The organism is Nonomuraea montanisoli, assembly GCF_013363975.1.
In the GTDB taxonomy this organism is placed as follows: domain Bacteria; phylum Actinomycetota; class Actinomycetes; order Streptosporangiales; family Streptosporangiaceae; genus Nonomuraea; species Nonomuraea montanisoli.
In genome coordinates, this window is sequence record NZ_JABWGN010000006.1 from 243,354 (window position 1) to 258,891 (window position 15,538).

A 15,538-nucleotide genomic window follows, 5' to 3' on the forward strand; every position below is an offset into this window, starting at 1 on the left:
GGAGGTTGCCGATGACGACGATCAGCACCGGCAGGGTGAGCGGCATCGAGGAGGGCGGCGTCACCGCCTTCAAGGGCATCCCGTTCGCCAGGGCGCCGTTCGGGCCGCTCAGGTTCGCGGCGCCGGAGCCGGCCGAGCCCTGGGACGGCGTGCTGGAGGCCACCCGGTTCGGGCCGCGGCCGCCGCAGCCGCCGATGTTCCCGGGCATGCCCGCATGGGACCCGGCGGCGGGGCTCGACTGCCTGACGGTCAACGTCTGGACGCCCGACCCGGGCGGCTCGGGGCTGCCGGTGATGGTGTGGATCCACGGCGGCGCGTACCGCTCCGGCTACGCCGGCCTGCCCACCTACGACGGGGCGAACCTGGCCGGGCGGGGCGTGGTGGTGGTCACCTTCAACCACCGGATCGGCTTCGAGGGCTACGGCCACGTCGAGGGCGCGCCCGACAACCGGGCCCTGCTCGACATGGTGGCGGCGCTGCGCTGGGTGCGGGAGAACGCCGCGGCCTTCGGCGGCGACCCCGGCAACGTCACGGTGTTCGGCCAGTCGGCCGGGGCCGGGGCCATCTCCTGCCTGCTGACGATGCCGATGGCCGAGGGCCTGTTCGGGCGGGCCATCGCGCAGAGCGTGCCGTCCATGCTCTTCACCCCGGCCTACGCCGCCCGCGTCACCGAGGAGGTCGGGCGGCGGCTCGGCGGCGGCTCCTTGCGCGAGAGCGCGCCCGAGGCGCTGCTGGCGGCCGCCGAGGACATCGCGGCACGGGTGATCTTCGGCGATCCGGGCCGCTGGGGCCCGATGGGGTACGCGGGGCTGGCGTTCGCCCCGGTGGTGGACGGCGAGGTGCTGCCCGACACGCCGTGGAGCGCGCTGGCGGCCGGCGCGGCCCGCGACGTGGAGCTGGTCGTGGGCTTCACCAAGGACGAGTTCCGCCTGTTCGGCTCGATGGGCGCCGGGCGGTCGGCGAACCTGGCCGGCGCCCTGGAGACGCTCGCCCCCGCCGGAGCGGAGGAGGTCTACCGGCGGATGAGGCCGGGGGCGTCCGACGGCGAGCTGTACGAGGTGCTGATGTCGGACTGGATGTTCCGGATGCCGAGCGCGCTGCTGGCCGACGCCCACTCCGGCACCACCTACGCCTACGAGCTGACCTGGTCGCCGACGGACACCTTCCGGGCCTGCCACGGGCTGGAGGTCCCGCTCGTCTTCGGCAACGTCGGCGACGACATGGCCACCGGGCTGACCGGCGGGTCACCGGACCTGCCGAAGGTGTCGGAGCAGTTCGTCACCGCCTGGACCGGTTTCGCCGCGACGGGCGACCCCGGCTGGCCGCGCCACGACCCGGCCACCGCCACCACCCGCCTCTTCGACGTCTCCCCGTACGACGCCGAGGACCCGGAGGCGGCCTCCCGCGCGCTCTGGTCGAGAACGGGCTTCCCGGTCATCGGCTGACGGACCCGCCGTGAGGCGGTGACCCTCTCACAAGGCGACCGGCTCGGACGCGGGCTCCTGGCGCGCGGGATCCGATCGCAGCCCCGGCGCCAGGCACAGCGTGACGAGGACCGAGGCCGCCGCCATCACCGACATGGCCAGAGCCGGGGACGTGTGCTGGGCGAGGGCGCCGGCCAGGGCGGCCCCCACGCCCTGCATGGTCATCATCGCCGAGGAGTTCAGCCCCAGCGCCTGTCCCCGGGCGTCCGGCGGGGTGAGGGCGACCAGCCGTTCCTGGAGCATGAGGCTCGCCGCGTACCCGACCGAGGCCACGGTGACGGCCACCGCCGCCAGAACCGGTGCCGGATGCAGGAAGAACACCAGGTAGGGGACGGCCAGCAGCAGCCGCAGCGGGGCGGCGAGCCACTCCCGCCACCGCGCGGGCACGACCCGGCCCACCAGCACGTCCCCGGCCAGCATGCCGGCCGCGGCCAGCGCGAAGAGCAGCGCCGCGTGGCCGGGCGCGTACGGCACGAACAGCGCCTCGCAGCCCACGATCAGCCCGTTCGGCACCCACAGGGCGAGGAAGACGTACCGGCGCGGCGCCGACGACCACAGCCGGACGTTGACGCGCCAGGTGGCGGCGACGGACGGCTGCCCCGCGGCCCGGGGCGGGCGGTGGCCCAGGCCGAGACAGGCGATCAGCGCGGCGGCGAGGTCGAGCGCCGCCGCGACGAGCAGCGTGCCCCGGGGCGACAGGGCGTCCAGCAGCAGGCCGCCCAGGGCGAACCCGCAGATCTGCGTGACGCCCACCGACGCGTTGAGCACCGAGCGGCCGAGCACGTACGCCCGCTCGGGGAGGAGCTCGGTCAGCAGCCCCTGGCGCACCCCGCCGCCCAGCGAGGCGACCAGCCCGAGGCCGAGGAGCACCACGAACAACGCCCACACCGGCAGGCCGGGCAGGGCGAGGACGGCCGTGCCGAGCCCGAGCGCCGCGGCCAGGACGGCCAGCGCGGCCCGGGGCGGCAGCCGGTCGGCCGCGGACATCAGCGCCGTCGCGCCGACCACCTGGGCGAAGGACGAGCCGAACATGCTCAGCGCCGACAGCAGCGGCGAGCCGGTCGCGGCGTAGACGAGCGTGCCGAGGGCCAGCCCGCTCACCGTCGTGCCCATGGTCTGCGCGGCGGAGGAGGCGAACAGCGGCGCGAACTGCGGAACGCGGAAGAGATCCCCATAGGTACGCATGCGGGAATCTCATCCGCTCCGGAGTGCCCCTGCTAAGGTTTCGCGAGGGGGCGAAACTTTGGGCTGGTGGCAGATCGACGCCGACACCCTCGCCGGCAGCCGGTTCGTCGTCTCCGCGCTGGCCGAGACCGTGGCGGGGCTGAAGACCCTGGCGAGCGGCACGGCCGCGCACCCGGGCGAGCGCGCCTGGCTCGACGCCCACCTGCTCTCCTACCGGAGCCGGCTGTCCGCCGACCCGATCACCGCGCGGCTCGTCCATGCCGCGCTCAGGCGCCGCTGGACCGCCGACTTCCTGGCCCCCACACCCGCCGGCGAAGGGGAGACGCCCTTCGACGCCGAGGTCGGACGCGTCCGCGCGACCCCCGCCGAGGCCGTCCGCGCGGACCTCGCGGTCGCGCTGGACGGGCCGCTCCCGGCCGCGCTGGAAGGCCGCGACGACCTGGCCGGCCGCGCGGCCGATCTCCTGGAATGGGTGTGGCGCGAGACCGTGCTGCCCACCTGGCCGCGCCGCCGCAGGGTCATCGAGGCCGACATCGCCGCCAGGTCGGAACGGCTCAGCCAGGGCGGCTGGGCCGCGACGCTGGGGGACATGCGGCCCGGCATGCGCTGGCTGGGGGAGGGCCGGCTGCAGATCAACGCCTACGACTATCCGCCCCGGGACCTGGCCGGCGCCCGGCTGCTGTTCGTGCCGGTGACCCCGAACAGGGGCTGGGTGAGCTGGGAGCCGGTGCCGTACCGGTGCGCGGTGGTGTACCCGTGCCGGGGACCGCTCGCCGGAGGCGACCCTCCGCCGCCGCCCGACGCGCTGGGCAGGCTGCTGGGCAGCGCCCGGGCCGGGGTCCTCGTCCTCCTCGACGGCCCCAAGAGCACGACCCAGCTCGTGGCGCTGACCGGCCAGGGGCTGGGGTCGGTGGGCCGGCATCTCAAGGTGCTGCTGGACGCCCGCCTGATCCGGCGGCGACGCGCCGGCCGGTCCGTCCTGTACTCCCGGACTCGGCTGGGCGACGCCCTGGTCGAGGGCCAGGAGGGGGACGAGGGCGGCGGCTCAGAGACGTTACAGGGCGGTCAGCCTGCCGTACGCGGACAAGGTCGTGGCCAGGTCGCCCGGCGCGCCCCGCAGGGTGGCGTCCAGGAAGGCGGCCGTGACGTCGGCGGTGACGCGTGGCCCGGTGTCGCGTGGCCCGGTGTCGGGTCGGCCGGTGTCGGGTCGGCCGGTGTCGCGTGATCCGGTGTCGCGTGGTCCGGTGTCGCGGTCCGGCGAGCCGACGAGCGCGGGCAGCGGCGGCAGGAAGAGCGGCGCGTCGGTGAAGGTCAGGTGCGCCGTGCCGGGAACGGTCAGCCGGTAGCCGGCCGCCGTGCTGAGCCCCAGCACCCGGGTCATGCGGTCGACGTAGTCGCGCTCCTGCCCGGGCTCGATGTCGTGGACGAGCGCGAGCGCGGGCTGGGGGAACGGCCCCGGGGCGGGGTCCCGGGGATAGCCGTCGATGTCGATGACGGCGGCGAACCGGTGGTCCTCGCGGGCGGCCTGCAGGGCGGCGGCGCCGCCGAGGGAGTGACCGGTCACCGCGGCCCGGCCCGTGTCCAGCCGTCCGGCGAGCGTGCCCGGCGACCCGCCGTGGTCGAGGCGGCCGAGCTGGGTGAGGACGAAGCGGAGGTCCGCCGCGCGGACCGCGGCCCACGCGGCCGCCCGCCGGTTGTCCTCCGCCGGATCGCCGGTGGCCGCGAGCCGCGTCCGGATCACCCGGCCGTCGGCGAGGGTCACGACGGCCGAGTCGTACGGGTGGTCGAGGGCCGCCACCACGTATCCGCGGCTGGCCAGTTCCTCGGCCCAGGCGGTGTTCTGGGTGCGCACCCCGCCGAGCCCCGGCGAGAACAGCACGACCGGGAACCGCCCGTCCGCCGCCGGCGCGCCGGACACGGACCGCGTGGTCGCCAGCGTCGCCTGGTCCAGCACGAGACCCGGCAGCCCGAGGTAGGCGGCCGTGCCGTGGGCGACGGTCCGCGCCTCCCGCTCGGTGCGGCCGAGATAGCGCGCCCGCCGGGCCGCCGGGGTCGTGCCGGTCGCGGGGTACCAGAGCTGGACCACGACCACGCGCCGGTCGTCGCGGCGGGACGTGGCGGGCTCCGGCCGGGCGGTGTCGGTCCACTGCACGACCGTGGTGCCGACCGCGTACGGGCCGGACGGCTCGGGGAACACGGGCACGGGCAGCGCCCAGGCCGTCACCGCCCCGGCCACGACCAGGAGCAGGGCCGCCGCCGACCCCAGCCGGGTGGTCCACCGCCTCCACCGCGCGGCCCGTCCGGCATGCCGTCCGAACAGGGGAGGAACGGTGACCGCCAGCGCGAGGGCCCCGCCCGCGAGCACCGGCACGACGGGCCAGCGGATGCCCGAGAGGGCCAGCGCGATCGCGCACAGCGCGAAGACCGCCGCGCCGGCCAGCGTCACCGGCCGCCGCGCGCCGGGCGGCAGCCGGCGGGCCGGGACCGGCACCAGGGCGGCCACCAGGGCCGCGAACTCCATGGGGGACAGGCCGAGTATCGCTGTGTTCACCCGATCATCGTCGGAGAGCGGCCCTCCGCCGGACATCGGCCCAATGTCCAGCGATGCGTGCCACCCGGGTATGACGCGCGACGCCCGATCTGCGACCGCGGTCGCACCCCGGGTCGCACGGCCGGCCCCCTCAAGACCGTCCGGCCGCACGCCGGACCTCAGGGTCGCCCGGCCGCACGCCGGATCTCAGGGGCCGTCCGGCCGCCGCGACCCGGTGCCCTTCCCTCCCGCGCGGACCCGTCGCCGTCACGACGCCACTTGCACGCGGTAAGCGGCGGTTGTTAGATCGGGACGATCATCTCGTCGGCGTCCCCGCGGACCCGGAGGAGGACAGGGCAGGTGCCTCGGCCAGAGCGTCCCCTGGACGCCGGAGACAGCCCGTTACTACGCTTCGCGGCCGACCTGAGAGCGCTGCGCAGGAAGGCCGGCGACCCCACCTACCGCCGGCTCGCGCGGCTCGCCCACTACTCGGCCGCGACCCTGTCGGAGGCCGCCGCCGGCCGCAGGCTGCCCACGCTCGCGGTGACGCTGGCCTACGTGCGGGCCTGCGGCGGCGACGAGGCCGAATGGGAGGAGCGCTGGCGGCGCATCAGCGAGGAGCCGGCCGGTCCCGCGCCGGGCGGCGACGACGGCGCCTCGCCGTACGTGGGACTGGCCTCCTTCCAGGCGGAGGACGCGGCGCGGTTCTTCGGCCGCGAACGGGTGACCGGCGAGCTGCTGCGACGCGTCGCCGAGCAGCGGATCGTGATGGTGTTCGGCGCCTCGGGGGCGGGCAAGTCGTCGCTGCTGCGCGCCGGGCTGCTGGCCGCCCTCCGCCAGCCGGGCCGCCCGTCCGACGCGACCTCCGCCCACGCGGCCTCGGCCGTCCGCGAGCCGGGCCGCCCGTCCGGCGCGACCTCGGGCGACGCGACCTCGGGCGACGCGACCTCGGCCCGCGCGGGGGACCGGCTCTGGCGGGCCCTGCTGTTCACGCCAGGGGCGCACCCGCTGGAGGAGTGCGCGATCCACCTGGCGCGCCTGTCCGGCGGCACGCCCGGCCCGCTGCGCGACGAGCTCGCCGCCGAACCCCGAGCCCTGCACCGCCTGGCCCGCCAGCTCCTCGGCGACGAGCCCCCCGGCCCGGAGCTCGTCGTCATCGTGGACCAGTTCGAGGAGGTCTTCACCCTCTGCCACGACGAGGCGGAGCGCGCGCGGTTCGTCGACCTGCTCCTCACCGCGGCCCGCGCCGGCGGCAGCCGCTGCCGTCTCGTCCTCGGCGTCCGCGCCGACTTCTACGCCCACTGCACCAGCCACCCGGCGCTGCTGGAGGCGCTGCGCGAGGCCCACCTGCCCCTCGGCCCGATGACCGCCGACGAGCTGCGCCAGGCGGTCGTCCAGCCGGCCGCGCGGGCGGGCCACATCGTGGAGGGCGCGCTGGCCTCACGGATCGTCGCCGACGCCGCGGGCCAGCCCGGCGCCCTCCCGCTGGTCTCCCACGCCCTCCTGGAGACCTGGCACCGGCGCCGCGGCACCACCCTGACCCTCGCCGGTTACGAGGCGGCCGGCGGCCTCAGTCAGGCCGTCGCGAGGACCGCCGAGGACGCCTACACCGCGCTCGACCCCGGCGCGGCGGGAGCTCGCCCGGCAGATCCTGCTGCGCCTGACCGCGCTCGGCGAGGGCACCCAGGACACCAAGCGCCGCATCCGCCGCCACCAGCTCGACGACGACCCCGCCACGGGCGCCGTCCTGGAGCACCTCGCCCGCGCCCGCCTGGTCACCCTCGACCGCGACAGCGTCGAGATCAGCCACGAGGCCCTCATCCGGTCCTGGCCCCGCCTGCGCGACTGGCTGACCGAGGACCGCGAGGGCCTGCGTGTCCATCACCGGCTCGCCGAGGCGACCGAGGCGTGGGCGGCGCTCGGCCGCGACCCGGGATCCCTCTACCGCGGGACGGCCCTCGCCCTGGCCCGCGAGTGGGCCGGCCGCCACGACGCCGCGCTGACCGTACGTGAGCGGGAGTTCCTGTCCGCGGGCACGGCGGCCGAGGCCCGCGAGGAGGCCGCCGCCCGCCGCCGCACCCGGCGGCTCAGGCTGCTGGTCGCCCTGCTCAGCGTGCTGCTCGTGGTGGCCGGGACCGCCACCGGCTACGCCCTGGCCGCCCAGGAGGCGGCGACCGGGCAGCGCAACATCGCCCTGTCGCAGCGGGTCGCCGACCAGGCGATCGACCTGCGCGCGGTCAACCCGCCGCTCGCGGCGCAGCTCAGCCTGGCCGCCCACCGGCTCGCGCCCACCCTGGAGGCGCGGGGCAGTCTGCTCGGCGCGTTCACCACGCCGTTCGTCACGCGGCTCGACCACGAGATCAACACCGTGGCGTTCGCCCCCGGCGGGCGCGCGATCGCGACGGGCGGCGACGACCGGACGGTGCGCCTGTGGGACCTCGCCACCCCGCACCGCCCGCGCCTCACCGCCGAGGTCGCCGGGCTGAGCGACGACGTGGAGACGCTGCGCTTCAGCCCGGACGGAACCCTGCTCGCCGGCGCCCTCTACGACGGCGCGCTGCGTCTGTGGCGCGTCGCGGGCGGCGCCCTCCGGCCGCTGGCCGTCGTGGCCGCCGGCCCGAAGGCGCTGTTCGGCCTGGCGTTCCATCCCGAGGGCCGGCTGCTGGCGACGGGCGGCGACGACGGCGTCCTGCGCGTGTGGGACCTCGCCGACCCGCGGGCCCCGCGCCTGGTCACCACTGCCGCCGCGCACCCGGCTCCCGTCACCGCCGCGCGCGCGGCTCCCGTCACCGCCGTCGCCGGAGCGCAACCGGCTCGCGTCACCGCCGTCGCCTTCCTCCCCGGCGGCCTGGTCACGTCCGGCGACGACGGCACCGCCGCGCTGTGGCGGCTCACCGGCGACCACCGGGTGCGCCTGCTCAGCCGCGTGCGCCACGGCGACGGCAGCCTCACGTCGGCCGCCGTCAGCCCCGACGGCCGTACCCTGGCGACCGCCGGCTGGGACCACGTCACCCGCCTGTGGGACGTCCGCGACCCGCGCCGTCCCGTCCCCCTCTCGCGCCTGACCGGTCACTCCGGGCCGCTCCAGGCGGTCACCTTCAGCCCCGACGGCCGTACGCTGGCGACCGCCGGGTGGGACCACACCACGCGCGTCTGGAACGTCGCCGCCCCGCGCGCCCCGCTGCTGGTCACGACGCTGACGGCGCACGCCAACACCGTGTGGTCGCTCACCTTCAGCCCGGACGGCCGCCTCCTGGCCTCGGCCAGCTCCGACCACAGCGCGCTCCTGACCGACCTGCCCGGCCCCGTCCTGTCGACGGGCGACTCGGCCGTCTCCACCGCCGCGTTCAGCCCCGACGGGCACACCGTGGCCGTGGGCGGCGAGGACTTCACCACCCGGCTCTGGGACGTCGCCGACCCGTACCGTCCCTGGCCGCTGTCGCTGCTCACCGGCCACACCGGCCAGGTCGAGTCGGTCACGTTCAGCCCGGACGGCGCGCTGCTGGCGACGGGGAGCATCGACGGCACCGTCCGCCTCTGGGGGCTCGCCGACCCGGCCCGGCCCAGGCGGGTGGCCGTCTTCCGGGCGCATGTCGAGGGCATCCGCTCCGTCGCGTTCCGTCCGGGCGGCGCCGCCCTGCTCGCCACGGCCAGCCCGAGCGACCCCGTCGTGCGGCTGTGGAACCTGGCCGATCCCGGCCGGCCCCGCTCCGCCGGCACGCTGCCGAGCCAGGGCGACGGCACGTTGTCGGTCGCGTTCAGCCCCGACGGGCGCACCCTGGCGACCAGCCTGCTCAACGCCGCGGTGCTGTGGGACGTCACCGACCCGGGCCGGCCGGTACGCCGGGGCTCGACCGGCGAGCACGGCGACGCGGTGCAGGCCGTCGCGTTCGCGCCCGGCGGTCGTACGCTGGCGACCGCGAGCCTGGACCGCACGGTGCGGTTGTGGGACGTGACGCGGGGGAGTGCTCCCGCGCCGCTCGCGGTGCTGTCCGGCCACACCGACGCGGTGCGGGGCCTCGCGTACGCCCCGGACGGCCGTACCCTGGCCAGCGCGAGCCTCGACCGCACGGTGCGGTTGTGGGACGTGACGCGAGGGCATGCTCCCGCGCCGCTCGCCGTGCTGTCCGGCCACACCGACCGTGTCTACTCGGTCACGTACGGGCCGGACGGGCACACCCTGGTCAGCACGAGCGAGGACCGGTCGGCGCGGCTGTGGCGGGACGACCTCGGGGGCGTCGCGGCCCGCGTCTGCGAGCTCGCCCGGCCCCGGATCACGCGGGCGGAGTGGGAACAGTACTTCACCGGCCTGCCCCACCGTCCGCCGTGCCCGTGAAGGCGCGTCCCCGGGCGCGTTCCGCTGCTGGTGAACAGGACGCTCTCTGCGCCGGCCACCGTTTCACGGAGGGCGGGACGGTGCGTCCTCCGGCTGCCCCAGGTACGCCCGCGCTCATGAGAGCGCGCCCCTTCCCTCCCTCCCCTCCTCCTCCCGACCAGGCCGGAGGGTGCAGGACGGACGTTTCCTCAGCCCTCGTCGAGGGCTGAGGAAACGGTCGAGCAGAGGGGGACGCGAGTGGGCCCGCCTCAGGGGTTGATCTTGACCCAGAAGGGGTCGTTGACGAACAGGATCCGGTCCCTCCAGAAGAACCCGCTCAACGAGCCGCCGGCCGAGGTGTTGTCGCCCGGCGGGACCCAGCGCACCGAGAAGTCCCAGGTGCCGCTGCTCGCTCCCTCAGCGGTGGCGCGGAAGGGGTACTCGTCGCACTGCCAGCCCTCCGCCACCTGCTGGGGCGTCCTCGGCGGCAGCCGCGTCGCCGCGGTGTAGGGCCCGCCGCCCTTGCAGGCGTAGTCCTTCCACGTCTCGTTGGCGTTGCCGACTGTGCCCTCCTTCTCGACCCGGTGCAGCGGGTTCGGCGGGCTGTCGCCGGGCTCCCACCAGCCCGGGAACACCTTCCGGTGGTTCTCGATGGGATAGGTGGTGTCCGGGCTGAGCTGCGCGTCGCGGATGTGCCGGGCGACCGCCGCGTGCTTGGTGCTGGACAGGTTGTACTGGATGTGCGGGACCACGGCGGTGAACACGCACGCCTTGTCGTACGGCCGGCCGAAGATGGAGAAGTAGTCGGCCGAGTCGCAGCGCAGCGGCAGGGGCAGGGTGTGGCCGACCCGATCCTGCTCCGGGAAGGTGAGCGACCTGCTGTCGGTGACCAGGTACCAGTCGGGACGGGTGATCTTCTCGCGGCTGGAGTCCCCGGCCTGGGCCGGGGCCTGGATGTCCCAGTACGTCCACTGGGTGGTGGTGTTCCACGCCTGCCACGTGGTCCTGTCCTGCACCTGGTCGGTCCAGCAGAAGGAGGGGTTCTGCCTGCCCTGGACGCACTCGGCGTGCACCCCGAAGAACAACTGGCTCGGGTCCTCCGGGGCCGTCCAGGCCACGTACCGCACCGTGGCGGGCACCGGCCGCCAGAACACCCGGATGGTGCGCTGGGTGTTGCTGCCCAGCGCGACCATCTCCCACCGGATCCAGACGCTTCCCACGTAGAAGCGGTTTCCCGACTGGTCGGTCTTCTCGTAGCGCGTCTCGTGCTCGATCTCCTGGCACCACAGGAGGCGGTTGTAGGTCCAGCCCTGGAGCCGCCGCGCCTCGCGCTGGACCAGGCAGTCGTTGGTGTCGGGCTGGGGAGGTGTGGCCGGGAAGTCGGCCGCGGCGGCGAGCAGGCCGTGCTCGGGCCGGCTCCGCGGGGCCTTGTCGGCGTCGAAGTAGGAGTGGTCGCCGAGCTCCCGGGCCATCCGCAGCGCCCGCTCGTGGGCCTCGGCGTCCGAGGGAGCCGGCGAGGGGGCGGGCGGCGCCGCCACCACGGTCGCGGGGCCGGCCTCGGCCGTGGCCGCTGTGGCTCTGATCGGGATCGCGGCGGCGGTCCGGGTCGTGGTGGCTGCGGCTGTCGCGGTGGCTGTCGTCGCGGAGGAGGCGCCCAGGCAGGTCGCCGTCACGAGGATCAGGCCGAGCACGGCGCGGGCCGCGGAGGTCGGGCGGCTCATGACAGGGCTCCCGTGTTCTCCGGCACGCCGCGCTTGGCGAGCGTGTTCTCCCAGGGGCACCACGGCAGGTCGGGGATCGGGCCGTAGTTGACGCCACCGGTCACGTGGGTGGCCGGGAACCCGCCCCAGCCCCCGGCGTCCCAGAAGTCGTCGGCCTCGGTGTAGAGCCAGATGTCGTTCAGCCATTGCTGGACGGGCGGGTTCTCCGGCCCGTGGGCCTGGCAGGCGAACCAGCTGTCGCCCGCGTTGAGCCGGCCGATGGGCTGCCACACGCCGCCGACGTAGTTGTAGACGTCGCCGGTGCGGTAGGCGCGGCAGTAACGGGTCGCCCAGCGGACGCCCATGGGGTCGGTCGCGACCGGCCCCGTACCCCAGCAGCCGTCGGGCGGCGCGGTGGCGGGCGAGGTGGACTTCGTCACCGAGGTTGACGGGGCCGACTTGACGGCCGGGCCGCCGGGCGGCACCGAGGCCGGAGCGCCCGGTGGCGCAGCGTCCGGAGCGCTGGGTGGCGCAGCGGCTTGGGCGGGTGACGCGGCGAGGGCGGTGGCGGCTAACGCGCACACCGCCGCGACGCCTGTCAGACGCCTGACAGCGGACATGGTTCTCCTTCGCGAAGGGTCGGCGGAACACACCGAATCGGGATGGGGAGAGAGAAGAGCGGCATATTCCTGCCGGTCCGCTGACTGTCTAGCCCACTGAAGTTGTTCGGCTTCGAGCCCGCGAAGGCGAACAATCAACCTCGAACAACGCCGTCGGGGCTCGCCTGCCCGCCCGCTTGTCGGCGGTGTTCGTTCGAGGGAGGGGAGTACGCGTTCTTCTGACGGCGCTGTGATCGGCGATGGCAGCGTCAGATCACCCGCGCGTGCTCCTCGCGGACGGGGTCCTCAAGGAAGATCTTGAAGAGCAGCCCTCAGTGCGGCTCGACTCGACTCGACGGAGTTGGTCTTGGCGCGGCTGGGCACGGCGTCCTCGAGGTGGCCGCGGCGGCGGAGCACCGGGCCCGAGGTGTGTGACGGCGTTGGTCGAATGACAGACGCACGCCCCGGATGGCGGCACGTCGCGTGACAGGTGCACGCCGCGGATGTCCGCACATCACCTTTCAGCGCCAACGGCGTTCACGCGAACTGCAAGGCGCTCTGAAGGAATCCAAGAAAGGCTCCGGGGGCCGACGGAGTCCTGCTCCTCAGCCGGTAGTCCGCGGAAGTGCCCGGACGTCTTCGGCATGACGGACCGCGTTCTTGGCGGCGAACCCGAACCGGGCCGCGGCGATCATGGCGTCGCGGAGTGACTCGCCTGCGCGGGGACATCTTGCTCCCCGATCCGCGCGCAGCCACAGGCCGGGTTCCGGGTGGAGGCGATGACCGCGTCCAGGTTGTCACGAGTACGGGCCAGCGCGGCGATCTGGGCGTCGATGCGATCACGCTCGGCGGCCAGCCGGGCACGCGATTCGGGAGTGCTGACCCTGGCATCGACGCAGGGCAGCAGTTCGGCGATGGTCCGGCTGGACAAGCCGGCGGAGTAGAGCGTCTGGATCAGCTGAACGCGGTCGGCCGCCGCCTCGGGATAGTGACGCTGCCCGGACTCGCTCCGGTCCGCCTGCAGCAGTCCCTGCTCCTCGTAGTATCGCAAGGCCCGCACGCTGACACCCGACCGCGCCGCCAACTCGCCGATACGCACCGTGTCCTCCATCACAACACTTGCCCCTGACGTCAACGTCAGGTTTTAACCTATCCGGCATGCAGATCAACGGAGCACATGTGCTGGTCACAGGCGCCAACCGGGGCCTGGGTCGGCAATTCGTCCTTTCCCTCCTCGACCGCGGCGCCGGCAAGGTGTACGCCACCGCCCGCCGTCCCGACCTCATCGACGTACCGGGAGTCATCCCGCTGCGCCTGGACATCACGGACCCGGCGTCGGTCACGGCCGCGGCCGCCGCGGCACCCGACGTCAAGATCGTCATCAACAACGCGGGCATCGCCACCGGCGCGAACCTCGTCACCGGCGACCTGGACGCGATCCGCCGTGAGATGGACACCCATTTCTACGGCACCCTCAACGTCGTGCGCGCCTTCGCGCCCCAACTGGCCGACGGCGCGATCCTCAACGTCCTGTCCGCGATCTCCTGGCTCGCCTTCGACGGCGCGGGCGCCTACCACGCGGCCAAGGCCGCCGAATGGGCGCTCACCAACAGCGTCCGCCTGGAGCTGGCCGGCCAGGGCACCCTGGTGACGGGCCTGCACCTGGGCGCCGCGGACACCGACATGATGGCCTGGTACGACGGCGACAAGACCGCCCCCGAGGCGATCGTCGCGGCAGCCCTCGACGGCATCGAGGCGCACCGGTCAGAGGTGCTCGCCGACGCCTGGAGCCGCCAGGTGAAGGCGTGGCTGTCCGAGGACCCGAGCGTCATCTACCGGGAAGCAGGGGCCGCCCTCACGGCCTGACCTCCAGGCTCGGCCCGTATGCGAACCGCGCGCGGCGGCCAGGCCACCGGCCGGGACGGACCGATCGGCTCCGGCCGTCCCGACCTCCTCGTCCTCGCCATTCATGCAAGGCGCACGACGAGGACGACAGACCTTCGGAATTTCTGAGATCTCATCACTTCCCGAAGAATGCCGGCGCCTGGTCCTGCGGTTATGTCCACGCTCAACCAGCGAACGAACACACAGGTTGTTTCACGACTTCCTCGGGTCGCGGTTGTGGGACGCCTCGCCATTCCGGCCGCAGCGCAGTCAGCTTCGGCGAAATGAATCACGGTTCTGCGGGGCCCCATCGACGATTACCGTCTAGAAGGCGCCCCGAGACCCGAAACGAGCTTGCGCCGTGGGTGAACTGTCCGGGCTCAGGGAGTGCTGTCGCCATGTCGCTACTCGTCATGCGTCACCGCCCTGATGTGCAACAGCCCTGGCGAGTTGCGGCAGGTGTACGGCCTGGCGCGTTATGGCAGGCGTACGGCCTGACGTGTCACAGCGGCGTCCCGTTCACGACCAGCGCCACCTCGATGTTGCCGCGGGTGGCGTTGGAGTACGGGCACACCTGATGGGCCACCTCGACCAGGCCGGTGGCCAGCGCGGGCTCGGTGATCGACGGCAGCGTGATGTCCAGCTCGACACCCAGCTTGAAGCCGCCGTTGCCGGCCGGGATGAGCATGACCTTCGAGTCGATGGCCGCGTCGTCGGCCCGTAGTTGCTTGCGCTGCCCCACCAAGGCCAGTGAGGCGGCGAAGCAGGCCGCGTAGCCGATGGCGAAGAGCTGTTCGGGGTTCGCTCCGTCGCCGTCCCCGCCCAGCTCCTTGGGCTGCCTGAGGTTCACCTCCAGCCGGCCGTCCTCGGTACGCCCGTGGCCGTCGGCCCGCCCTCCGGCCACGTGCGCCCGTGCGGTGTAAAGCGCCTTCACCATGATGTTCCTTTCCCTGCAACGTTCTTCTGGAAAGAGAATCATAGACTTCAAAATCAAGAAGTCAACGCTGAAGGTCTCGATACGGCGGCGCCGATGCGGCCCAAGCTCAAGCTCGGCTGGTACGCGCTGATCCGCCGCGATGCTCGAGCGTGCGGGCTGTCCAGCGGGACATCCACCGGCAACCGCCACGCGGGTCGCGCGAAGGCGCCGACCTCGAAGCCGGCGGCCACTCGCGCGGCTCCTGGCGTACCAGGTCGTACCGGGAAGACATCGCCAGTGCCTTGGCGACCGCTCGGGGAACGCCCGCACGGTTCGGTTGCCCTGGACGATCCTCCGACTCGTAGGCGTGGGCCTTTAAGCCCCGCGCCTGGACCGTGATCACGTGGCCGACGTGGTAGGACTCTGCGGCCCCGGATCGCGTCCAGTCCGTGGGCCACGACCTCGATCGAGCGGGTCGGAATGCAGGTTCCGCTCCGGCCGTGGCCGGGGGCCCGGAGGTCTCCACGGTGGCCGACCATATGGGCGGCATGTCGCCGTCGGCGTTCCAGAACTTCGGGTCGAAGGCGATACGTCCGGTGAAGCTGACCTGCATGTCGTCCATATGGCTCCTTCTCCGCACTCGCCGCACAGGACGGCAAGGCAGGCGAGAACCCTGCTTGTCGGGGACGGGAACGGCGGCGCACAGTCGGCCGCCGGGGACGGGGGACGCCATGGGGACCACTGGACAGGACAGTCGCACGCGGGTCAGGGGGAGCCGTACCGGCATGGGAGCATGCCGCCTGGGAGGACTGACCGGCATGCGACTGGCCGAGCTCACACCCGGCACCCGGCACCCGGCACCCGGCACCCGGCCGCCAGCCGCCAGCCGCCAGCCGCCAGTCGTCAGTGGTCCCGTCAGCCGCTG

9 protein-coding genes and 3 pseudogenes are annotated in these 15,538 nt (G+C 74.2%); 6 read left to right on the forward strand and 6 right to left on the reverse strand.

The features are described 5' to 3' along the window. Nucleotides 1–11: 11 nt before the first annotated feature. Nucleotides 12–1,445: a carboxylesterase/lipase family protein gene (locus HTZ77_RS16705; RefSeq protein ID WP_175590512.1), complete on the forward strand. Its 1,434-nt coding sequence runs from the start codon at nt 12–14 to the stop codon at nt 1,443–1,445. A gap of 27 nt (nt 1,446–1,472) precedes the next feature. Here HTZ77_RS16705 and HTZ77_RS16710 read toward each other — a convergent pair whose 3' ends face one another. After that, nucleotides 1,473–2,669: an MFS transporter gene (locus HTZ77_RS16710; protein WP_175590513.1), complete on the reverse strand. Its 1,197-nt coding sequence runs from the start codon at nt 2,667–2,669 to the stop codon at nt 1,473–1,475. Nucleotides 2,670–3,270: 601 nt separating this feature from the next. Between HTZ77_RS16710 and HTZ77_RS48710 the strand changes: the two are divergent. Next, nucleotides 3,271–3,612 (forward strand): annotated as a pseudogene (locus HTZ77_RS48710) (transcriptional regulator); the annotation flags it as partial. Nucleotides 3,613–3,723: 111 nt separating this feature from the next. Here HTZ77_RS48710 and HTZ77_RS45295 read toward each other — a convergent pair. Beyond that, nucleotides 3,724–5,220, reverse strand: coding sequence for an alpha/beta hydrolase family protein (locus HTZ77_RS45295; RefSeq protein WP_205302737.1), 1,497 nt, complete (start codon nt 5,218–5,220; stop codon nt 3,724–3,726). Between the two features lie 339 nt (nt 5,221–5,559). Between HTZ77_RS45295 and HTZ77_RS16720 the strand changes: the two are divergent. The 3 genes and pseudogenes from HTZ77_RS16720 to HTZ77_RS16725 all read left to right on the forward strand — a co-directional run. Then, a pseudogene (locus tag HTZ77_RS16720) lies at nt 5,560–6,804 on the forward strand (nSTAND1 domain-containing NTPase); the annotation flags it as partial. A gap of 55 nt (nt 6,805–6,859) precedes the next feature. After that, nucleotides 6,860–7,072 (forward strand): annotated as a pseudogene (locus HTZ77_RS48715) (nSTAND1 domain-containing NTPase); the annotation flags it as partial. Nucleotides 7,073–7,312: 240 nt separating this feature from the next. Beyond that, nucleotides 7,313–9,535 (forward strand): WD40 repeat domain-containing protein, encoded by a 2,223-nt coding sequence (locus HTZ77_RS16725; RefSeq protein ID WP_175590516.1) that lies wholly within the window; start codon nt 7,313–7,315, stop codon nt 9,533–9,535. A 248-nt stretch (nt 9,536–9,783) separates the two neighbouring features. On the opposite strand, the gene HTZ77_RS16730 is transcribed toward HTZ77_RS16725, so the two are convergent. From HTZ77_RS16730 to HTZ77_RS16740, 3 genes are all read right to left on the reverse strand, one after another. Next, nucleotides 9,784–11,235 carry a NucA/NucB deoxyribonuclease domain-containing protein gene (locus HTZ77_RS16730; protein ID WP_175590517.1) on the reverse strand — a complete coding sequence of 484 codons (1,452 nt, stop codon included), beginning with the start codon at nt 11,233–11,235 and terminating at the stop codon, nt 9,784–9,786. Beyond that, nucleotides 11,232–11,654, reverse strand: a complete 423-nt coding sequence (locus tag HTZ77_RS16735) for a hypothetical protein (RefSeq protein ID WP_175590518.1) — start codon at nt 11,652–11,654, stop codon at nt 11,232–11,234. Before HTZ77_RS16735 ends, HTZ77_RS16730 begins: the two co-directional genes overlap by 4 nt. 850 nt (nt 11,655–12,504) lie before the next feature. After that, nucleotides 12,505–12,912: a MerR family transcriptional regulator gene (locus HTZ77_RS16740; protein WP_175590807.1), complete on the reverse strand. Its 408-nt coding sequence runs from the start codon at nt 12,910–12,912 to the stop codon at nt 12,505–12,507. A 59-nt stretch (nt 12,913–12,971) separates the two neighbouring features. Between HTZ77_RS16740 and HTZ77_RS16745 the strand changes: the two genes are divergently transcribed. Beyond that, the gene (locus HTZ77_RS16745) at nt 12,972–13,679 is read left to right on the forward strand and encodes an SDR family oxidoreductase (protein WP_175590519.1); all 708 of its coding nucleotides are present in this window, start codon (nt 12,972–12,974) and stop codon (nt 13,677–13,679) included. A gap of 520 nt (nt 13,680–14,199) precedes the next feature. On the opposite strand, the gene HTZ77_RS16750 is transcribed toward HTZ77_RS16745, so the two are convergent. Then, nucleotides 14,200–14,634: an organic hydroperoxide resistance protein gene (locus tag HTZ77_RS16750; protein ID WP_175590520.1), complete on the reverse strand. Its 435-nt coding sequence runs from the start codon at nt 14,632–14,634 to the stop codon at nt 14,200–14,202. Nucleotides 14,635–15,538: the final 904 nt, after the last annotated feature.